This is a genomic window from Halobium salinum (genome assembly GCF_026586625.1).
Classification (GTDB): Archaea; Halobacteriota; Halobacteria; order Halobacteriales; family Haloferacaceae; genus Halobium; species Halobium salinum.
In genome coordinates this window covers 449,209-468,994 of sequence record NZ_JAODIW010000006.1, presented here as the reverse complement: position 1 = coordinate 468,994, position 19,786 = coordinate 449,209, and the positions used below count along the sequence as shown (strand labels likewise).

Genomic DNA, 19,786 nt, shown 5'->3' with positions numbered 1-19,786 from the left:
CCGTCCGGCGGATAGGGCGGTCGATGGACGCGAGCGAGGTCCGCGAGCGCGCCGGGGAGTTGCCGCGGGAGCCGGGCGTCTACCAGTTTCTCGACGCCCGGCCCGGGACCGAGGACGCGACCGTGCTGTACGTCGGGAAGGCGGTCGACCTCCGCGACCGGGTGCGGTCGTACGCCGACCCGCGCGGCCAGCGCATCCGCCGGATGGTGGAGCGGGCGGTCGCCGTCGACTTCGCCGTCACCGACACCGAGACGCAGGCGCTGTTGCTGGAGGCGAACCTCATCAAGCGCCACCAGCCCCGCTACAACGTCCGCCTGAAGGACGACAAGTCCTACCCGCTCGTCCAACTCACGAACCACCCGGTTCCCCGCATCGAGGTGACGCGCGACCCGGAGGAGGCCGCGACGGTGTTCGGCCCCTACACGAGCAAGCGGGAGGTCGAGACCGTGGTGAAGGCCCTCCGCGAGACCTACGGCGTGCGGGGCTGTTCGGACCACAAGTACAGCGGCCGCGACCGGCCCTGTCTGGACTACGAGATGGGCCTCTGTACGGCGCCGTGCACCGGCGAAATCTCCGAGGAAGCCTACGCCGACGACGTGGCGTCCGTCGTTCGCTTCTTCGAGGGCGAGACGGGCGTGCTCGCCGACCCGCTGCGCCGGGGGATGGAGCAGGCCGCACAGGCCGAGGAGTTCGAGCGCGCCGCCAACCTCCGCGACCGACTGGAGACGGTCGAATCCTTCCACGGCGAGGGCGGGGAGGCCGTCTCCTCGCAGACCGACGAGCGCGCCGTCGACGTGCTCGGGGTCAGCGTCGAGGGCGACCGCGCCACCGTCGCCCGGCTCCACAGCGAGCGTGGCCAGCTCGTCGACCGCTCCCGCCACCGACTCGACGCGCCGGGGGAGGCCGAAGGTGCGACCGGCTCGGGCGAGGAGGCCGGAGGGGAGGTGCTCGCGGCGTTCGTCGCCCAGTACTACGCCGAGCGCGACCTCCCCGACGCCCTCCTCCTCTCGGAGCGCCCGGACGACCCCGAACTGGCGGCGTGGCTCGACGCCGAGGGCGTCTCCGTGCGCGTCCCGGGTGCCGGCCGCGAGGCGAAGCTCGTCGAACTCGCGCTGAAGAACGCCCGGCGTCGCGGCGGCGGCGACGACGAACTCGGTGCGCTCGCGCAGGCGCTGGGGCTCTCGCGCGTCGAGCGCATCGAGGGGTTCGACGTGAGCCACGCCCAGGGGAAGGCCGTGGTCGGCTCGGACGTGTGTTTCGTCGACGGCTCGGCGCGGAAGGCCGACTATCGAAGAAAGAAGCTGACCGAGCGCAACGACGACTACGCGAACATGCGCGAACTGATTCGGTGGCGGGCCGAGCGCGCGGTGGAGGGCCGCGACGACCGACCCGACCCGGACCTCCTGCTCATCGACGGCGGCGAGGGGCAACTCGGCGCGGCCCTCGACGCGCTCGACGAGACCGGCTGGGACGTGCCTGCGGTGGGCCTCGCGAAGGCGGAGGAACTCGTGATTACCGAGGACGGCGTGCGGAACTGGCCGAGCGACGCCCCGCATCTCCACGTGCTCCAGCGCGTGCGCGACGAGGCGCACCGGTTCGCGGTACAGTACCACCAGACGGTTCGCGACGAGGTGCGGACCGTCCTGGACGACGTGCCCGGCGTTGGCCCCGAGACGAGAAAGCGACTCCTGCGGCGGTTCGGGAGCGTCGAGAACGTCCGGACGGCGTCGGTGTCGGACCTGACGGACGTGGAGGGAATCGGCGAGAAGACGGCGGAGGCGCTCCTGGCGCGGCTCTGAACGAGGGACGATGTCGACGACTCGGCGTCGACGCCGCGCGTCGGAAAAGCGCCCGATGGGAACGGTCCCACCAGATGCCGGCCCATCGGGACTGGCATTCCGGTGCGGCCTGTTCCCAACGGCCGCAGGCGGAGTATGCCACCGAGAATGATAAACTACTCGTTCGCCGACAGACGCGTTACGCGAAGCCGAACGCCGACATGACGTTCGAGATGAGTCCCTTCGCGACGAGGGCGACGCCGACGAACGCGAGCGCGATGCCGAGCGCGACGATGGGCTGTTGCCAGGCGACGAGGCCGACGCCGAGGAGCACCAACACGAGCCCGCCGATTCCGGTCGCACCGAGCTTCTTGAGCATGTGCGACGCCACACGGAAGCGTCGGGTAAACCTGCCGCTTCCCGGCGAGGGCCGGTAGGTGGGGCGTCGCGGCGTCGGGGACTGCCGGCGCGCGCCCTCGGAGACCTGGTTTCCGTCCGCCAGAATCCGCTGTCGATAAAATCTTAAGCGCCGGGGCGGCCAACGTCTCCCCATGACGGAGAACGAGGGGCGACGTGACCTGCGCATGCCCGAGGACGGCGAGCTGTTCGCGGAGGTACTGGACATGCTCGGCGCCAACCGGGTGAAGGTGCGCTGTGCCGACGGGCAGGAGCGGACGGTCCGCATCCCCGGACGGATGCAGAAGCGCGTCTGGATTCGCGAGGGTGACCTCGTGCTCGTCGAGCCGTGGGACTGGCAGGACGAGAAGGGCGACATCACGTGGCGCTACGAGAAGTCCGAGGCCGACCAGCTCCGCGAGGAAGGCCACCTGCAGTAACGCCGGCGGTTCGATCGGCCGACCCGTTCCTGTCGTCGAGAGCGACACTCCGGTTCCGACGGCGAACGGGCGACGCTTTTCACGACCGAGTCCGTAGACGGTGACGAATGAGCGGCGAGCGCGGCGAGTACGAACTAGTGGACCCGGAGGAAGCGGAGAGCTTCGGCGACGAGTGGGAGGAGATCGACGTCACCGACACCGAGGCCGACCGCATCGCGCGCAAGCGCGACCGGGAGTTCACGGAGTTCAGAAAGCGCATCAAGGACGCCGACCAGTTCAAGGTCGAGCAGTCGGTGTTCGACGACGCCACCCTCGCCGCCCTCTACAAGCTGGTGCAGGACGGCCACGTCGAGGCGTTCGGCGGCCCCATCTCCACGGGGAAGGAGGCGAACGTCTACGAGGCGCTGGGCGCGGACGACCGCGACGTAGCCGTCAAAATCTACCGCATCAACTCCTCGAACTTCCGGCAGATGCGCGACTACCTCGAAGGCGACCCTCGGTTCGAGGGCATCGCCTCCGACAAGAAGGCGGTCGTGCTCGCGTGGACGAGAAAGGAGTACGCGAACCTCAAACGCGCCCGGAAAGCCGGCGTGCGCGTCCCGGAGCCAATCGCCGTCGAGCGCAACGTGCTCGTGATGGAGCTCGTCGGGCTGGTCGAGGACCGCGCCCGCCGCCTCGCGGAGGTGCAGGTGAACAACCCCGAGACGGCCTACGGGGTCGTCCGCGAGTACATGCGCCGGCTCTACGCGGCGGGGCTCATCCACGGCGACCTCTCGGAGTACAACCTCATCATCCACGACGGCGAACTCGTGGTTATCGACCTCGGTCAGGCCGTCACCGTCCACCACCCGAACGCCGGCGAGTTCCTCGACCGCGACTGCCGGAACGTCGCGAACTTCTTCTCTCGACAGGGGGTCGACACCGACGGCGACCGGCTCCGGGAGTACGTCACCGCCGTCGAGCCGGAGCCACAGGGCGAGCCACCCGAGCCCGACGGCGCCGACCCGGTGGACCGCGAGGAGTGACGACGCGGCGACAGGCAGATACGTCCGGCCGTCGAGAGGTCCCGCATGACCGAGGGGAGCAACGGGCCAGCGACGGGGCAGGGAGACGACGTCGAGACTGGAGCCGTCACCGTCGAGCGTCGCGAACCGGAGGAGACGTTCGCGCTGCTCGGCGACGAGACGCGCGTCGCCATCCTCCGGGCGCTCGACGAGGCCGACGAGGACGCGCTGACGTTCTCGCAGCTCCGCGAGCGGGTCGGCACCGCGGACTCGGGCCGGTTCAACTACCACCTGAAGAAGCTCGTCGGCTCGTTCGTCCGTCGGGGTGACGACGGGGACGGGTACACGCTCACCCTCGCCGGCCGGCGGGTCGTCGGGGCGCTCGTCGCGGGCACGTACACCGCCACCGTCTCCATCGACCCTATCCCGGTCGACGCTCCCTGTCCGAACTGCGACGGTCGACTCGTCCTCGACTACGCCGACGAACGCGTGCGAGTCCACTGCGCCGACTGCGGGGTGTTCAGAAACGAGTTCGCCTTCCCGCCAGGGACGCTCGGGCAGTTCGACCGCGAGGAACTGCCCGAGGCGGCCGACCGCTGGCTCCAGTCGACCTTCCAGCGCGTCATCGCCGGGTTCTGTACGAACTGTGGCGGGCGGGTGGACAGTCGGCTGGTCGCGGACTACCGCGGTGGCGACGGCGGCGAAGGGGGAGGGTCCGACGAGGGCACGGGCCACGACCGGGAGCCCGACACCCGTATCGTCTACGAGTGCCGGCAGTGCGACAGCGAGTCGAACGCCTCGCCGTTCATCGTCTCCCTCCGTCACCCGACGGGGGTCGCCTTCTTCCACGACCACGGCGTCGACGTGACGACGGCCCCGACGTGGGAGGCCTTCGGGCGCTTCGACGACTACGACGTCGATGTCGTGGCGACCGACCCGACGCGGGCGCGGGTCAGCGTCGACCTCGACGGCGAGCGCCTGACGGTCGACATCGACCCGGACGGGCGGGTCGAATCCAGCGAGCGCACCCACCTGTAACCGGCCGAACAGAACCGCCGTTCTGCCCGTCGTCGGACAGAACTGTCGTTCTGCAGACGCTTATCCCCGAAGCCGGCGGAGAGCGGGTATGTTCGCGCTCCTCCGCAATCGGGAGTTCGCCCGCCTGCTCGCCGGTAGGCTGGTGACCAACGCCGGGGACAGCCTCTACTACGTCGCCGCGATGTGGCTCGTCTACGACCTCAGCGGCTCGCCGTTCTACACCGGCGTCGCCGGCTTCCTCGTGCTCGCACCGCAGGCGCTCCAGTTTCTGACGGGGCCGCTGGTCGACCGTTGGCCGCTCCGGCGGACGCTGGTGTGGACGCAGGTCGCACAGGGCCTGCTCGTGCTCCTCATCCCGCTTGCGGCGTGGGTCGGCGCTCTGAGCCACTGGGTCGTCCTCGCGGTGATGCCGGTGGTGTCGATGCTGAACCAGTTCGTCTACCCGGCGCAGTCGGCGGCGCTCCCCCGCATCGTCGACGACGACGAACTCGTCGCCGCGAACTCGGCGTTCTCCTTCGCCTACCAGGGGGTCGACATGGCGTTCACCGCGGCCGGCGGCCTGCTGCTCGTCGCCGTCGGCGGCGTCGCGCTGTACTTGGTCGACTCGGTCACCTTCGCCGCGGCGGCGCTCCTGTTCGCGACGCTCCGGGTGCCGGGCAGGCGGGACGGGGACGCGGCCGGTTCCGGGATGGACGCCGGTGCAGCGACCGTGGACCCCGACGCGAGGACCGTGACTGCCGGCGCGACGGCCGTGGACGACGACGCGACGGCCGTGGCCGCCGACGGCGGCGAGAGCGTCGTCGTCGCCGACTCCGCGTTCCGGGCTTACCGTCGGGAACTCCGCGAAGGCGTCGACTACCTCCGCGGGACGGTCCTCCTGCCGATGATGGTGACGGGGCTCGTCGCCAACGGGACGCTCGGCGGCGTCACCGCCGCCCTCCCGGCGTACGCCGACTTGCTGGGCGGAGCCGAGACCTACGGCGTCCTGCTCGCGGCCATCTCCGCCGGCGTGCTGGTCGGGGCACTGCTCGCGACCCGGTTCGAGGGGTGGCCGCTGGGCCGGCTCTCCGTCGTCGGCTACGCGGCCGGCGCGACCTGCTGGCTCGGCGCGCTCGCCTCTCCGTGGTTTCCGGGGACGGTCGCGCTGCTCTTTCTCGCGTTCGTCCCCGTCGGCGTCACCAACGTCGTCTTCGGCGCGATGGTCCAGCGCCTCGTCCCCGACGACCTGCTCGGCCGCGTCAGCTCCGTCGGTGCGAGCGGCGGCACGCTGATGATGCCGGTCGGCGCGCTGACCGGCGGCTGGCTCGCCGCGACCGCCGGGGCGCTCCCGGTGATGGTCGTCGGCGCCGCCGGGATGGCGTTCATCGCGGTCTACGTCGTCGCCGTCCCGTCCCTCCGACGACTCCCCCGGGTGGCCGAGATGGAGACGCTGGAACGGGACGCTCCCTCGCCCGGCCGGTGACGGCGCCGAACCGGTCCGAGAGCGGACCAGTCGGATACACTCGAAAAAGAGCCATCAGCTTCGACGGCGACCGTTCGTGCATGGCAGACGTGACGGTCGCCGACTTCGAGACGAACCAGGCCGACGACGAATCCCTCCGCGTGACCGCGACGGTGAAAAACGACGGCGAGGCGGACGCGAGCGTCACCGTTCGCGCGCGGGTGACAGCCGGCAAGGGGAAGAACGAGGTGAAGGCCAAGCCCGAACAGCAGGTCGACATCGCCGCCGGCGGCACCGAGACGCTCACGTTCGAGTTCCCGGACGTGCCCTACGCGCGCTTCGAGCGCAACGGGAGCCTGAAGTTCAAGGTGCTGTGAGAGCGGTTCCGGGCCTCAGGACGCGACGAGGTACACTCCCGCCATCGTCAGCACGATACCGACACCCTTCGCGAGCGAGAACGGCTCGTCGAGGAACACGATTCCCAGGACGGAGGCACCGACGAGGAAGGAGCCGTAGATGGGCGTGACGACGCTCACCGGACCCTGAGACAGCGCGCGGTAGTACGCGAGGATGCCGACCGAGAGGAAGACCCCGGCCGCGACGGTGTAGACGAGCGGTCGCCCGGAGAGGTACTCGACGGCGTCGTCGCCGCGGACGACGGTGAGGGCGAGCGCGGAGCACGCGAGCATCGTGTTCGTGACGAGCGCGGTGACGTGACTCGGCATCTGTTTCGTCGCGAGGCTCGCGAGCGGGACGAACGCGGAGTAGCCGACGAGGGCGACGACCGCCCAGACGAGGTAGTTCATCGTGCACGGGTACGCCCCACGATGGGAAGGTCGGTTGTGCTACCTGCAGGAACCGCCGATTTCGCTTCTCGCGGGTCACGTACGCCCGGTCAGAGCGCGACGAGCGTCACGCCCGCCACCGCTAGCCCGGCGGCGGCGAGGCGGACGCCGAGGGCCTCCTCGCCCAGCAGGACGCCGCCGAGCAGCACCGCGACGACGGCCTGCGTGTTGATGATGGGCGAGGCGACGCTGGCCGGGACGGTACTGAACGCGAGCGAGGTGACGTGCTCGCCGGTCGCGACGAGCGCGCCCGCGACGAGGAACCTGGGGAGGTCCCGGCGGACGGGCCAGTCGGGCCACTCGCGGGCCGCGAGCGGCGCGAGGAGGAGGGCCACCGCGAGCAGGAGAAACGGGACCCAGACGCCAGTCGGGATGCCCAAGTCACCCAACGCGACGCGTTTGCCCACGTCGGAGACGGCGTAGGCGACCGCCGACAGGAGGGCGAGTTGTGCCGGGCGCGACGTGGCGGCCCGACGAATCGGGTCGAGTAGGTGGCCGGGTTCGTAGTTGGCGACGTAGACGGCGAGGGTGGCGACGACGACCCCCAGGACCTGTATCGGACGGAGGTGCGCGCCGAGCAGGGCGACCTCGATGGGGAGGACGAACACCGGGACGACCTTGTTTATCGGCGTGACGTACGACACCGCGCCGGCGTCGATGGCGCGGAGGAAGAGGACGAACGCGGCGCCGACGCCGACGACGGTGAGGAGAACCGCGCCGACGTCGGTCGCGGCGAAGGTCGTCGGGTCCGGCACCTCGGCCGGGTCGACGGTGGTGAGTGCGACCGGGAGGTACACCACGACCGCGGCGCAGTTGACGAGGACGGTGAACGGCGTCGCCGGGTAGTCGTCGAAGTAGCGTTTGAGCGCGAAAATGTAGACGCCCCAGACGAGGGCGGCGAGGAGGGCGTAGCCGATACCGGGGTCGAGGGGCACGGGTTCGAGTGGAGTCGGCGGGGAGAAGAACGGTTCGGAAACGGCGTGTTCGGGTCGGGGCCGGACCGCGGGAGCGGGCGTCGGTACTCGGGTCGTCGACAGTCGAGCGACCACCGGAGTCACTCGGACACCGCAGCGCCGCTACTTCAAGCCGCGAACGTACGTCTGGGTGTGGTCCGGAAAGACCTCCTCGACGGCGCGCTCCCCGTGACGCTCCGCGAGCACCGCACGGAGTTCCCCCTCGTAGTCGGCTTTCGGCACCGACTCGCTCGGGCCCGACTCCAGTTCGAACGACGCCTCCACGAGGCGGTCGACGGCGCCCCGACCGAACCCCGACAGCGGCGAGAGGTAGTCCACGCCGTGGCGGTCCTCGAGGCTCTGGGCCTGCGCCCGCGAGACGGAGGGGACCCGGTCGTCGCGGCGGGTGCCGTCGGCGACCGCCGTCACGTCGGCGTCCGCCGCGACGACCTCCAGGGCGTGTTCGTGGACCCGCTGGATGCCGTTACGGGGGTAGCCGTCCGAGCGCATCCGGTCTGCGGCCTCGGTGGCGACGTCGAGGTCGAGGTCGACGGTCTCGAAGGGGTAGCCCAGCGCGTCGGCAGCGTGTTCCGCGTGCTGCCAGTCGTCGGTGACGCCGAAGTGGGCGGTGACCAGCCGCACGTCGTAGAAGGAGTCGAGCAGCAGGGCGGCGAGGGAAGAGTCCTTCCCGCCGCTGTAGAGGAGGGCCAGCTCCATCTACCGGCGACGGATGTCGAAGCTCTTCGATTCGGGCTTCAGCTCCTGTAGCAGGCTCTTCATCTGCTCTTCGTCGATCTGTTCCTGGATGCGCCCGGACTGCGCGAGCGCGACGAGCTGGCGCTCGACTTGGTCGGCGAAGTCGGGTTTCGACATCTGGATGGCGTTGAGCCGCTGGCGGGCGTCGTCGGTGAGGTACTGCCGGAGCAGCGCCTCCTTCTGGGCCTCCTGCTGCTGGCGCGCCTGCTCCTGGGCCTCCTCGTTGCCCTGCCCTTCGGCCTGCTCCTGCAGTTCCTGCATCTTCTCCTCGCGGAGCTTCTCCAGTCGGTCGTCGTCGGGGTTGCCGCTCATAGTCGCTAGTTCCCGTTTCTGGAGGAAAACCGTTACGGACGCCGGAGTCCCGCGGCCGCGTCCTCGACGGGTCCGGCGGCCGACGCTCTCGCGACGCCTTACACCTGCTCGTGAACGGGGAACGCGAGCTCGACGGTCGCCTTGTACTCCGTGATTTCGCCGTCCTCGACCGTCGCAGTCCAGTCTTCGACCTCGATGCCGTGGATGTCGTCGACGCTCTCGGCCGCCTGCCGGACCGCCTCACGGGCCGCTTCCTCCCACGACTCGGTCGACGTGCCGAGCACTTTGATGATTTTGACTGCCGTCATGCGACCCCCGGGTACGTCGTGTAGGGAGATATACAGCACAGTCCGCCGACGGGACCGTCAGGCCGGCTGATGGCTCGGCCGGACGACGGCGGTCCGGTCCGTGGTCCGTCGTACCCGTCGCTCTCCCGTCGGCGTCCCGAAGAAGAACTCGGCCGCAGGTGGCTTTCAGGAACCGATTCAGGCGTAGCGCTCGAGCTCGGGGTTCTCCTCCGCGAGCTCGTCGAGCACGTCGCCGGCAAGTTCGTCGAGGAACTGCTGGCCCTCGCCGGTGATGCGGCGACCCTCACCCTTGGCGGTCTCGACGAACCCCTCCTCTTCGAGGTCCTGCAGGACGGTGCGGATGATCTTCTTCGCGCCCGTCTCGTTGCGCGACTTGGCGACGCGGTAGCGGTTGGTGCCGCGCTTCTTCCCGCCGTAGGCGACGGCGAGGCGCTCGACGCCGATGGGGCCCTTCGTGGCGACCTTCCGGAGGACGCTCGCCGCGCGGACGTAGTAGAAGTCGTCGTTCTGGGGCGGCAGCTCCTTGTTGGCGCCGGTCTTCGAGTACTGCACCCACTCCGGCTCCTCGATTCGACCCTCGAGCTCCGCGGCGGCGGCCTCGATGAGGTCCTCCGCCGGGACGTCGTAGAGAGTTACCATTGACGTTCGATTCCTCCGGCCGGACTTTAAGGCCATCGGATTACGCTCGGCTGCGGACGGTGAGAACGCTCATCACGGCGCCGCCGACCAGCACGGGCACCCAGTAGACGGCGCCGCGGTAGATGACCACCGCGGCGGTGGCGACCTCCAGTCCGATGACCGGCCCGGTCGCCAGCGCGAGCAACGTGACGAGCACCGTCTCGATGCCGCCCGCCCCACCCGGTAGCGGTGTGACACCCGCGATGGCGCCGATGGGCACGACGAACAGCGCGATGGAGAGGGGGATGGAGTGACCGATGGCGCGGAAGGCGAGCCACAGACCGACCATCTGGAGCCCCCAGCCGAGCGCCGAGAAGCCGAGCGACAGCGCCAGCCCGCGGCGGTTGGTGGCGACGCGCTCGATGGAACGGAAGAAGCCGGTGATGCGCTCCTCGACGACCGCCTCGCTGGGCGGGGTGGTCCGTGGGAGCTTGTCCGCGACCCAGCGGATGGCTGGAGTGAAACGCGCCACCGCCCGCTCTTCGAGGCCGTAGCGGTTCCGCCAGCCGTAGTAGACCAGCCCGGGGACGAGCAGCGCGAGCACGACGACGGCCGCGGCGGCGACCTCCAGCCGTCGGCCCAGCGTGGTCTCCGTGGCGAAGTAGCCGACGCCGACCAGCGCCAGCGAGATGGAGGGGACGAAGTTGAGCGTGTCCACGCTGGCGATGGCGGCGAGACCGGTCTCGTACTCCGCGTCGGCGACCCGGGAGATGAGCAGCGCAGTCACCGGCTCGCCGCCGGCCTGCCCGAAGGGGGTGACGTTGTTCGAGAACATCGCGCCCGCGAAGATGAGGAAGGCGCGGTGGGGCGGCACGTCGACGCCGAGGACGCCGAGGACGACTTTGAGCGCCATCGACCACGCCGCGAGCCAACAGACGGTGACGAAGACGACGAGGGCGACGACGCCGGTGTCGGCGCTCGACAGCGTCGCGACGAGGTCGTCGACGCCGACGAACGTAAAGAGGGCGCCGAAGACGAGGAAGGTCGCGAGGAAGCCCAGAACCGTGGTTCGGAGGCGACGCCCTGCCATGTCGACGCCGTCGGGCAGTGCGGGCTTGAAGGCACCGGAGTCGGTTTTGTGATATCGTATCCCTGGTGTGGACAGTTCCGGTCGAGTCGGGCACAGCCTCGGGTCGGCAACGGTCACCCAGCAAAGGGAGAACGCTCTCGGGTCGCAGGGTTCGCCGTGTGCGATTCCTTCGGTCGCGTGCTTGCGTCCCCGGCTTCCCCGAGACCGCTCGCCCTTTGCAAGTCGCTCACTGAGCGTAGCTCGGTGGCATCTCGCGGAGCGAAGCTCCGCGACGAGTCGTCGAAAACGCGCAGTGTTTTCGAGATCGCAGAAAACAAAGCTTTCTGCAGACCGCCAGGACAGCACCGCACAGCCCTCACACCGCTCCGACCTCGGAGTGCTCGTCACGAGGCCGAGAACGGTCCCTCACGCGAATCCGACGCGATGCGAGAGCGAAGCTCTCGCCCAGCAGTCGGCGGTTTCGCCGACGTAAGCACTGCAGGCGAGCGGAGCGAGCCGAGGAGCACAACGAGGCAGAACCGCCGAGTGTGCGGGAGCTTTCGAGAGTCACCAAAGTCACCGGAGTCATCGCGGCAACGACGAAGGCAGACGCCTCGTCCCCACAAACGAACCACACCGAAACCCGCGAACACACGACCTAAATACCGACCCGACCCAACGACACGCCAACCCATGACACTCGCGGACCGCATCGAGCGCTACCGAGCGATACTCGACGAGTGGCTCCGGGGGCTCTACCACGGGCTGTTCACCCACCCGGCGTACGAGAAGATAGAGAAGGAAGCGGAGGACCTCGAAGACGCCTTCATGCTCGCCTGTTTCCCCGACGCCTTCGGTATCCCCTCGCCGGTGTCGTACTACACCGCCGAACTCCTGCCGTACCTCGAAGACGAGTTCGAGGCGTGGGAGCGCCGGATGTGGGACCGCGGGACGCTCCTCGAACGCAAGGGCCAGCAGTACCACTTCTGACCGTGGCCGACACCTCACCAGAGACGGCCGAACGCGACCCGGACGCCGACACCGTTCCCAAGTTCGTCTTCTTCGGCGGGAAGGGCGGCGTCGGCAAGACCACCGTCTCCAGCGCCTACGCGCTGAAGTGCGCCCGCGCGGGTCTCAGGACCCTCGTCGTCTCCACGGACCCGGCCCACTCCACCTCCGACGTGTTCGACCAGGGGTTCTCCGATGAGCCCGCGCCGGTCGAGGGTATCGACGGCGTCGACAACCTCCACGCGATGGAGATAGACCCCGACGACGAGGTCGAGAACCACCTGATGGAGATAAAGCGCGCGATGGGCGACCAGGTGAGCGCCGCGATGGTGAACGAGATAGACCGACAGGTGGAGATGGCCCACCAGACCCCCGGCGCCTACGAGGCGGCGCTGTTCGACCGGTTCATCGAGGTGATGCGCGACTCGGAGGCGTACGACCGCGTCGTCTTCGACACCTCGCCGACTGGGGGAACCCTGCGGCTCCTGGCACTCCCCGAGTTCCTGGAGGGGTGGATAGACCGCCTCGTCCGCAAGCGCGAGCAGAGCGTGAAGCTGTTCGAACGCGCCGCCATCGGCAACAACGAGCCCCGGCGGATGCTGGAGGGCGACCCCATCCTCGCTCGCCTGCGAGGGCGGAAGGAGCGCTTCGAGTTCGCGGGCGAGACGTTGCGGGAGGAGGCCGCCTTCTTCCTCGTGGTCAACCCGGACGAGCTCTCGATTCGCGAGACGGGCCGAGCGGTCGAACGCTTGGACGAATACGGCCTCGACGTTCGTGGACTGGCCGTGAACAAGCTCACACCCGAACCGGACCCCGACGAGAACGGGCGCGGGGCGCGCTTCCTCCGGGACCGCGTCGCGACCGAGCGCGAGCGCCTAGCGACCCTCAGAGCGGATTTCGACTGTCCGGTCGTCGCCGAAATCGGCATCCGCGTCGAGGAGGTCAAGGGGAGCCTGCTCGACGACGTGGCGGACGAACTCGCGGTCGCCGTCGCCGCGGAGCCGCCCGAGACCTGAGCGGAAGGCGGCGAACGAGCGCGACCGGTTCGCGCGACAGTCGTGCGGGAGTCGTCCAACGTCCGGTGTGAAACCGTACTCGGGTCGCGGTAAGTTTATCCGCGGAACGGCCGCCACTCCCGCTCAGGGGTTCGTTTTCCGGCAAGTCGTGCGAACGCATACCGAACGTTTATTGTCGTTATTTTCGTGGTCGATAACGAGGTTTGGACACATGGTACAAGTCATCTGGCTGGTTATCGCGGTGCTGGCGCTGTTCAGCGTGGGGTACTTCGGCTACTCGCGCTATCTCTCCCGGTTCGTCGAACTCGACGAGTCGCGGACGACGCCGGCACACAAGTACGAGGACGGACAGGAGTACGTCCCGGCGAAGAAGCCGGTCCTGTTGGGGCATCACTACTCGAGCATCGCGGGCGGGGCACCCATCGTGGGGCCCATCACCGCGGCCGTGGTCTGGGGGTGGGTGCCGGCCGTCCTGTGGATAGCCATCGGCAACCCGCTGCTGGGCGCGGTCCACGACTTCGTCTCCCTCTCCGCGAGTCTCCGCCACGAGGGGAAGTCCATCGGCTACATCATCGGCCAGTACGTCGGGAAACGCGGCAAGAACATGCTGCTGTGGTTCGCGTTCCTGACCATCATCCTCGTCGTCGCGGTGTTTGCACTCGTCGTCGCCATCGTCTTCAACGCCTTCCCGCAGGCGGCGACAGCGTCGTTCATCTACATCGCGCTCGCGCTGGTGTTCGGGGTATACCTCTACCAGATGAACCTCCCGTTCATCCCGGGGACGGTGGCGTTCGTCGCCGCCGTCTTCGTCGGTGTCTACCTCGGCATCCAGTTCCCCTTCGCGCTGTTCCCGGCGGCGGAGGCCGGCACCTACCCGGCCGGTACGTTCGTGCTCTTCTCCGGGAGCGGGTCGTGGATTCCGGCGGCCGGGAGTCTCGGCGCCAACACGGCGGCGTGGGTCCCGGTCATCATGGTGTACGGCGCCGTCGCGAGCGCCCTCCCCGTCTGGATGTTGCTCCAGCCGCGTGACTACCTCTCGTCGTTCCTGCTGTACACCGGCGTCGGCGGCGCGCTGGTCGCCATCATCGTCGGCACGCTGCTCGGCACGGCGAGCCAGCCGCTCGTCGTCGCCGACAACATCCCGGCGTTCGCCGGTTTCTGGGGGACGACCGGCATCTCGCCGCTGTTCCCGCTTCTCTTCATCACTATCGCCTGCGGGACCATCAGCGGGTTCCACTCGCTGGTCTCCTCCGGGACGACGGCCAAACAGCTGAACAACGAGAGCGACGCCCGCCTCATCGGCTACGGCGGGATGCTCGGCGAGGGGCTGCTCGCCGTCGTCGCGCTGTCGACGGTCGCCATCGCCGGCGTCACCGTACAGGGCGGCGGCATCGGACAGGCGCTCCCGAACTTCGCCACCGGCGGCGGCATCATCCTCACGAGCCTCGGCGTCCCGACCGCGTTCGGCGCGCCGTTCATGGCGCTCGTACTCGTGAGCTTCCTGCTCACCTCGACGGACACCGCCGTCCGACTGGGTCGGTACATGCTGGAGGAGGTCGTCGGCACGCCCGAGAACGGCGTCGAGTCGTTCGCGGCGAGCCGCTGGGGGAACCCGCTCATCCAGACCATCCCCGCGTACGTGCTGGTCACCTCCGGCTCGTGGCTCACCCTGTGGCAGCTGTTCGGCGGCGCGAACCAGCTGCTCGCGGCGCTCGCGCTCCTGACGGCGACGGTGTGGCTCGCCAACTGGGACCGCAGCAAGCAGCTCATGAGCACCGGCGCGCCGATGGCCCTGATGGTCACCATCACCGTGCTCGGACTGCTGTGGCTCGCGGTCTACGACAACATCTACACGAAGTTCGTGCTGGGCGAGTGGGGCGAGGCCGGGGCGACGGTCGCCGCCCAACTATCGGCGGTCGTCCAAATCGTGCTCGCGCTGACGCTCATCGGCATCGCGCTGTCGCTCGTCTACATGGGCGTCACCAACATCACCGAGGTCCGCCGGGCGGGCGGGCAGGCGGTGGCCGACGGCGGCACGGCGTCGGACGAATCCGGCGACTGAACGCCGACACGACCACCCGCGGTTCTTTTCCGCGCCCGTACTGTGCCGAGTCGCCCCCCGGCGACGACAGCGGCGCGACGAGCGAGGGGGCGGGGAGCGCGTCGTCGCCGGCGCGGTCACTCCCAGAGGCGGCGGACGAACCGCTGGAAGAGACCCGGCGTGCCGCGGTCGACCGGCACCTCCCGCCACAGCGTGAACGCGTCGACCACGTCGGCCTCGGCGCTGGCGACGGCGTCGCCCGACCCGGTGCCGACCCCCTCGGGCGCGACGACCGCGAGGTTCACCCGGTAGTGGCCGTAGTAGCCGAACCGAAGGAGGGTGCGCTCGTCGAAGCCGGCGACGTACTCCCGCACGTCGTCGGGAATCCCGTCGGCGACGAGCACGAAGGTGAAGTCGGTGCCGAAGTGCTCCTCGGTGCGTTCGATCCACTCGCCCGCGAGGTCGTGAGCGAGGGAGACGAGCCGGTCGAGTTCGGCGACCGTGGCGGTGCCGACACGGCGGGCGAACAGATGCTCCCGGGACTCGTGGTTGGCGTAGTTGAGCGAGGGGTGCCAGAGCTGTTTCTGGCTCTCGACGAGCAGGCGCCCGTAGAGGTCGAAGCCCTCCCCTCGGACGCGGTAGTCCCGCTCGAGGTCGTAGCTGAACATCAGCCGGTCGCTCACGCGGTCGAGATACTCGTCGTCCCAGTCGGGGACTTCGGGGTACTCGACGTCGGTCGCGTCGGCGTCGGCGGCGGGAGCGGTGGCAGGCGGGTCGACGTCGGCCCCTCCGTCCGGACCGTCGTCCTCGACGATACGGTCGGCGACCGGGTCCTCGACGTCGGAGTCGCGTCCGCTCATCCCTGTGCCGGGTCGCCGCCGGTGGCCGCGTTCCCCTCCTCCCCCTCGCCGTCGGGCTCGTAGGGGTGGGCGTCGTCCGCGGCCGGCGGGGCACCGAGCGCGAGCAGGTCGACCGGCCCGTCGGCGTCCTCCGGGCAGTAGGCCCGCTGGGGGCTCCCGGGCTCGACCGCGAACAAGTCGTTCGCTCCGAGTTCGTACTCCTCGTCGGGAGTCTCGACGGTTAGGCGACCGGAGAGGACGTAGAACGCCTCCTCCTGTTCGTCGTGGTAGTGGTACGCGAGGGGAATCTGCTGGCCCGGCTTCGCGCCGAAGCGGTTGAGCGCGACGTTCGAGAGTCCCGCCGCGTCCGACAGCCGGCGCAGGTCACAGGGCCGGTCGTCGGTCGTCTCCACCCGGTCCGTGTCCACGAGACGGTATCCCATAGGGAAGGGAGAACGGCCCGCACGCAAAAACCCCTCGGGGTCGGGGCGGGCGCGACGGGCGGGCGCGCGAGCACCGACACGCCCTCCCGCGACCCAACGTTTAATCCGCACACTCCCCAACAGGGGTGTGAGAACAGCCCATGGGCGGAAAGACCACGGAACGATGCGGCCGGTGTGCGATGTCGACCGTCGTCGACGCGACGGCGAGCGAGGACGAGTCGGAGCGCGCCTCGCGCGACCCGTACGGCGGCGACCGCATCGAAATCGACGAGAGCGAGTTGCGTGCCGTCTCGCCGGCGGCGTGGTTCGAGGGTCTCGTCGGGAAACTGGACGACCTCGCGACCCGCCTCACCTACGGGAAGTAGCGGGCCGACGTCACGGAGGTCGTGACGGGAGCCGGACCTCCGGCCGGAGAAGCTTTTATCACCGACTCCCCTAAGCCACTCTGAACGCGATGGAAGAGAGCATCTCGGGGTTCAAGAAACGCGGCTCGTGGGGGGACGTCGTCGAACACGGCGAGCGCATCACCCGCGCACTGCACGAGGCCGGCGTGGAGGGGGAGGCGTTCGAGGACTGGGACGAGTGGCGCCCGAAAGCCCACGAGCGTCTCTCAGACGACGTGAACGAGAAGACGGCGAAGCAGGCGAGCGTGGGCGAGGGCGAGGGCGAGAAGGCGGGGAAGGGGCCCGACGAGGACCTCCAGACCGCCGGCGAGAAGCTCTCCGAGTCCTACGAGCGCGTCGAGGAGGGGGACAGCGAGGGCGCCATCGAGCGCTGGCAGGACTCCATAGACTACGTCGCCCGCGCGGCCGACTCGGCGGGTCGGAAAGCCCTCCGGAAGGTCGAAGACACCGTCTACCGGAAGGTGATGACCCAGCTCGCGCCGTACTACTTCGACAACGAACTCGTCTCCGCCAACATCCAGAAGACCGCCCGCGGCGAGGGCGAGCAGACGTTCATCTTCGAGGTGAACGTCAACGACGACGGGCTCAAAGACGAGGTGTCGCGCCGGCTCGGCGAGTACGAGGACGCCGTCGACCGCTGGCACGTCGACACCGAGAAGGAGACGGGGACGGCCGAGGCCGTCGAGGGCGTCGAACCCCCTGAACCGCCCGAGTCACCCGGCGAGTCCGGCCCGACCACGAACTGAGGCCGCGACTACCGCCAGCCGACCCGCCCCGACGGCTCTGTCCGAGTGAACAGGAATCCGACGCCACCGAGTGCCACGAGCGCCCACCCCACGACGAAGCCGGCGTCGTGGGCGGTCACGAGCGGGCTCGTGTACGACTCCGTCCCGTCCACGTCGAGGTAGTAGAGCGTCCCGCCACTGTCGAACAGGGACCGGCGAACCGGTTCGTGCGTCGTCAACGCCCCTTCACGGACCAGTCGCCGGATACGGGGGTCGGCGTCGTCGACGGACAGCGCGAGGTGGTCGTAGAAGACCCGACGCGGGACCTCCGTCGCCGTCAGCCGAATCGACCCGTCGCGGCGCTCGGTCGTGACCCGGTAAGTCCGGTAGCGGTCCGCTCCAATCTCGTCTTCGGCGGTCGCAGCGGCGACGAACTCGTGGTCGACGAGGTCGTCGAGCCGGCGTTCCTGCGACGACGATACCGTGTACGACCCGTTCAGCGCGGCTTCGAGCGCCTCGGTCTCGTCCGTCTCGTCCCCGGTGACGAGACCGGCGGTGGGGCCGTCGTCGCCTGACCGGTGTGTCAGATGGACCACGATAGCGGGGGTCGTTGGCGAGCCCTCGTCGAGCGGGTGTGCCTCGTAGGTGTACGTGTAGTCCGGTGTCGTCCGGTCGAGCGCCCACGAGCCGACGACGAGGGAGCTCCCGAGGAGGAGGACGAGAAGGGCCGTTCTCGCGTCGGACACGGGACTCAGTCGTTCCGGGACCGCTCGTACTCGACGACTTCCAGGCCCTCGGCGAGCGCCTCCCGACCGACTTCCGTCCACTCCGCCGTGTCCCACTCGGGGAACCGCGTGTCCCCGTCGGGCGACTTCGGCACCCGGGTGAGGAGCATCCCGTCGGCGCGGGGGAGGAACGCCTCGTACACCGTCGCGCCGCCGACGACGTAGACGGTGCCGCCGACGGGGTCGCCGCCGACGAGCCCCGCGGCGGCCTCGACCGCCGCCTCGACGCCATCGGCGACGACGACCCCGTCGGGCACGTCGCCGTCCGGTCCCGTCACTGACTCCGGGTTCCGAGTGAGCACGACCGAGGTGCGCTCGGGCAGCGGCCCGCCGATGTCGGCGACGATGGAGTCGTAGGTGCGCCGGCCCATCACGACCGGGTGGCCGGTCGTCGTCTCCTTGAAGTGCTGCAGGTCGGCGGGGTAGTGCCACGGCATCCCGCCGTCGTCGCCGATGACGCCGTTCTCGGCGACGGCGGCGACGAGGACGAACTCGACGCCCGGGGCGTCGCGGCCCGCGTCGTCCCGGCTCATTCCGCGACCTCGAAGGAGAGGCCGTCGTGGGACTCGTACCCCTTCAACTGGATGTCGTCGTACGTCAGCTCGTCGAGGGGGACGTCGGCGACGTCGACCTCGGGTCGGGGGAGCGGGTCGCGTCCGAGCTGGCGCACGAGGTTCGGCACGTGGTCGTACTCGGCGCCGTCGCCGCCGGGGGCCGCCTCCTCGACCCACCCGGCGACGGCCTCGTACTCCTCGCCCGTCTCGGCGTCGGCGATGCGCTGGCTCACGGCCGGGAGTTCGTCCGCGTACCACGCGCCGCGGTCGCCGGCGCCGCAGTAGACGTGGGCGTCGACGACGGTGTGGGCGAAGCGGCCGAGGTCGAAACCCGTACGCTGGGCGACGACTTTCGCGAGGAGCGCGTAGGCGGCGATGTTGAACGGGATACCGAGCGCCACGTCGCCGGAGCGCTGGGTGAGGTGAACGTTGAGGGTGCCGTCGCCCTGCACGTTGAAGACGAACGTGTAGTGACAGGGCGGGAGCGTCGACACCGCGGCGTTGGCGGGGTGCCAGGCGTTCACCACCATCCGCCGGGAGCGGGGGTTCTCGCGGAGCGTGTCCATGACGTAGGCAATCTGGTCGAAGGTGCGCTCGCCTTCGTTCATCCAGCGGTGGGTGTCGTCGGGCCAGGACTCCCCCTCCAGTCCCGAATCGGGGACGGGGAATCGCCGCCAGAAGCGGCCGTAGGCGGTGTCGAGGCGCCCCTCCTCGTCGGCCCACTCGTCCCAGATACCGGTCCGCTCGCGGAGGCTCCGGACGTGCTCCTCCCCGGAGAGATACCAGAGCAGTTCGTGAATCATCGAGTCCCAGCGGAACCCGTCCATCTGCTTGGTCGTCAACAGCGGGAACCCCTCGGCGAGGTCCACGTCGTAGAACTGGCCGAACGTGGCGACGGTGTCGACGCCGGTCCGGTTCGACTTGTGATGCCCCCTCGTCAGGGTGTCCGAGACGAGGTCGAGGTAGGCGTCCATGTCGGTCGATACTGGTAGCCGACTTATGGATTTGCCGAA

Annotated in this window: 24 protein-coding genes; 11 read left to right on the top strand and 13 right to left on the bottom strand. The window is 69.4% G+C overall.

Annotated elements, in window-relative coordinates:
* Positions 1 to 23 precede the first annotated feature (23 nt).
* Positions 24 to 1,799: an excinuclease ABC subunit C gene (locus N5095_RS05720; RefSeq protein WP_267621780.1), complete on the top strand. Its 1,776-nt coding sequence runs from the start codon at positions 24 to 26 to the stop codon at positions 1,797 to 1,799.
* Positions 1,800 to 1,977: 178 nt separating this feature from the next.
* Here N5095_RS05720 and N5095_RS05715 read toward each other — a convergent pair whose 3' ends face one another.
* Positions 1,978 to 2,157, bottom strand: a complete 180-nt coding sequence (locus tag N5095_RS05715) for a DUF7470 family protein (protein ID WP_267621779.1) — start codon at positions 2,155 to 2,157, stop codon at positions 1,978 to 1,980.
* A gap of 172 nt (positions 2,158 to 2,329) precedes the next feature.
* Here N5095_RS05715 and eif1A point away from each other — a divergent pair, with 172 nt between their 5' ends.
* The 5 genes from eif1A to N5095_RS05690 all read left to right on the top strand — a co-directional run bounded on the left by eif1A (position 2,330) and on the right by N5095_RS05690 (position 6,474).
* On the top strand, positions 2,330 to 2,614 hold the full coding sequence (gene eif1A, locus N5095_RS05710) for a translation initiation factor eIF-1A (RefSeq protein WP_267621778.1): 285 nt from the start codon (positions 2,330 to 2,332) through the stop codon (positions 2,612 to 2,614).
* A 107-nt stretch (positions 2,615 to 2,721) separates the two neighbouring features.
* On the top strand, positions 2,722 to 3,639 hold the full coding sequence (gene rio1 / locus N5095_RS05705) for a serine/threonine-protein kinase Rio1 (RefSeq protein ID WP_267621777.1): 918 nt from the start codon (positions 2,722 to 2,724) through the stop codon (positions 3,637 to 3,639).
* A 45-nt stretch (positions 3,640 to 3,684) separates the two neighbouring features.
* Entirely contained in the window at positions 3,685 to 4,656 is a 972-nt protein-coding gene (locus N5095_RS05700; RefSeq protein WP_267621776.1) for a winged helix-turn-helix domain-containing protein, read from the top strand.
* Positions 4,657 to 4,744: 88 nt separating this feature from the next.
* Positions 4,745 to 6,118: an MFS transporter gene (locus N5095_RS05695; protein WP_267621775.1), complete on the top strand. Its 1,374-nt coding sequence runs from the start codon at positions 4,745 to 4,747 to the stop codon at positions 6,116 to 6,118.
* Positions 6,119 to 6,198: 80 nt separating this feature from the next.
* On the top strand, positions 6,199 to 6,474 hold the full coding sequence (locus tag N5095_RS05690) for a hypothetical protein (RefSeq protein ID WP_267621774.1): 276 nt from the start codon (positions 6,199 to 6,201) through the stop codon (positions 6,472 to 6,474).
* A gap of 15 nt (positions 6,475 to 6,489) precedes the next feature.
* On the opposite strand, the gene N5095_RS05685 is transcribed toward N5095_RS05690, so the two are convergent.
* The 7 genes from N5095_RS05685 to N5095_RS05655 form a co-directional block, all read right to left on the bottom strand.
* Complete coding sequence (locus tag N5095_RS05685; protein ID WP_267621773.1) at positions 6,490 to 6,903, bottom strand: EamA family transporter; 414 nt, start codon at positions 6,901 to 6,903, stop codon at positions 6,490 to 6,492.
* A gap of 89 nt (positions 6,904 to 6,992) precedes the next feature.
* Positions 6,993 to 7,877 carry an EamA family transporter gene (locus N5095_RS05680; RefSeq protein ID WP_267621772.1) on the bottom strand — a complete coding sequence of 295 codons (885 nt, stop codon included), beginning with the start codon at positions 7,875 to 7,877 and terminating at the stop codon, positions 6,993 to 6,995.
* A gap of 141 nt (positions 7,878 to 8,018) precedes the next feature.
* Positions 8,019 to 8,612, bottom strand: coding sequence for a DUF7411 family protein (locus N5095_RS05675; protein ID WP_267621771.1), 594 nt, complete (start codon positions 8,610 to 8,612; stop codon positions 8,019 to 8,021).
* Positions 8,613 to 8,963, bottom strand: coding sequence for a DNA-binding protein (locus tag N5095_RS05670; RefSeq protein WP_267621770.1), 351 nt, complete (start codon positions 8,961 to 8,963; stop codon positions 8,613 to 8,615). It lies immediately after the preceding gene.
* A 98-nt stretch (positions 8,964 to 9,061) separates the two neighbouring features.
* Positions 9,062 to 9,271: a dodecin family protein gene (locus N5095_RS05665; RefSeq protein ID WP_267621769.1), complete on the bottom strand. Its 210-nt coding sequence runs from the start codon at positions 9,269 to 9,271 to the stop codon at positions 9,062 to 9,064.
* Between the two features lie 177 nt (positions 9,272 to 9,448).
* Positions 9,449 to 9,910: a 30S ribosomal protein S19e gene (locus N5095_RS05660; protein ID WP_267621768.1), complete on the bottom strand. Its 462-nt coding sequence runs from the start codon at positions 9,908 to 9,910 to the stop codon at positions 9,449 to 9,451.
* Between the two features lie 40 nt (positions 9,911 to 9,950).
* The gene (locus N5095_RS05655; protein WP_267621767.1) at positions 9,951 to 10,979 is read right to left on the bottom strand and encodes a lysylphosphatidylglycerol synthase transmembrane domain-containing protein; all 1,029 of its coding nucleotides are present in this window, start codon (positions 10,977 to 10,979) and stop codon (positions 9,951 to 9,953) included.
* 672 nt (positions 10,980 to 11,651) lie between these two features.
* Here N5095_RS05655 and N5095_RS05650 point away from each other — a divergent pair.
* The 3 genes from N5095_RS05650 to N5095_RS05640 all read left to right on the top strand — a co-directional run bounded on the left by N5095_RS05650 (position 11,652) and on the right by N5095_RS05640 (position 15,044).
* Positions 11,652 to 11,948, top strand: a complete 297-nt coding sequence (locus tag N5095_RS05650; RefSeq protein WP_267621766.1) for a DUF7990 family protein — start codon at positions 11,652 to 11,654, stop codon at positions 11,946 to 11,948.
* Positions 11,949 to 11,950: 2 nt separating this feature from the next.
* Positions 11,951 to 12,982 (top strand): ArsA family ATPase, encoded by a 1,032-nt coding sequence (locus N5095_RS05645; RefSeq protein ID WP_267621765.1) that lies wholly within the window; start codon positions 11,951 to 11,953, stop codon positions 12,980 to 12,982.
* A 211-nt stretch (positions 12,983 to 13,193) separates the two neighbouring features.
* Entirely contained in the window at positions 13,194 to 15,044 is a 1,851-nt protein-coding gene (locus N5095_RS05640) for a carbon starvation CstA family protein (RefSeq protein ID WP_267621764.1), read from the top strand.
* Between the two features lie 116 nt (positions 15,045 to 15,160).
* Here N5095_RS05640 and N5095_RS05635 read toward each other — a convergent pair whose 3' ends face one another.
* Both N5095_RS05635 and N5095_RS05630 read right to left on the bottom strand, forming a co-directional pair.
* On the bottom strand, positions 15,161 to 15,883 hold the full coding sequence (locus N5095_RS05635) for a DUF8052 family protein (RefSeq protein ID WP_267621763.1): 723 nt from the start codon (positions 15,881 to 15,883) through the stop codon (positions 15,161 to 15,163).
* A complete protein-coding gene (locus N5095_RS05630; protein WP_267621762.1) occupies positions 15,880 to 16,305 on the bottom strand; it encodes a cupin domain-containing protein in 426 nt (141 codons plus the stop codon). The genes N5095_RS05635 and N5095_RS05630 overlap by 4 nt, the downstream gene beginning before the upstream one ends.
* Positions 16,306 to 16,445: 140 nt before the next feature.
* Here N5095_RS05630 and N5095_RS05625 point away from each other — a divergent pair, with 140 nt between their 5' ends.
* Positions 16,446 to 16,670: a DUF8007 family protein gene (locus N5095_RS05625; protein WP_267621761.1), complete on the top strand. Its 225-nt coding sequence runs from the start codon at positions 16,446 to 16,448 to the stop codon at positions 16,668 to 16,670.
* An 89-nt stretch (positions 16,671 to 16,759) separates the two neighbouring features.
* Positions 16,760 to 17,455, top strand: coding sequence for a DUF5828 family protein (locus N5095_RS05620; protein WP_267621760.1), 696 nt, complete (start codon positions 16,760 to 16,762; stop codon positions 17,453 to 17,455).
* An 8-nt stretch (positions 17,456 to 17,463) separates the two neighbouring features.
* On the opposite strand, the gene N5095_RS05615 is transcribed toward N5095_RS05620, so the two are convergent.
* From N5095_RS05615 to thyA, 3 genes are read right to left on the bottom strand one after another with little or no spacing between them, the layout of a single operon-like run.
* Positions 17,464 to 18,180, bottom strand: a complete 717-nt coding sequence (locus N5095_RS05615; RefSeq protein WP_267621759.1) for a DUF8127 domain-containing protein — start codon at positions 18,178 to 18,180, stop codon at positions 17,464 to 17,466.
* A gap of 5 nt (positions 18,181 to 18,185) precedes the next feature.
* Positions 18,186 to 18,752 carry a dihydrofolate reductase gene (locus tag N5095_RS05610; protein WP_267621758.1) on the bottom strand — a complete coding sequence of 189 codons (567 nt, stop codon included), beginning with the start codon at positions 18,750 to 18,752 and terminating at the stop codon, positions 18,186 to 18,188.
* Entirely contained in the window at positions 18,749 to 19,747 is a 999-nt protein-coding gene (thyA, locus tag N5095_RS05605) for a thymidylate synthase (RefSeq protein WP_267621757.1), read from the bottom strand. Before thyA ends, N5095_RS05610 begins: the two co-directional genes overlap by 4 nt.
* Positions 19,748 to 19,786: the final 39 nt, after the last annotated feature.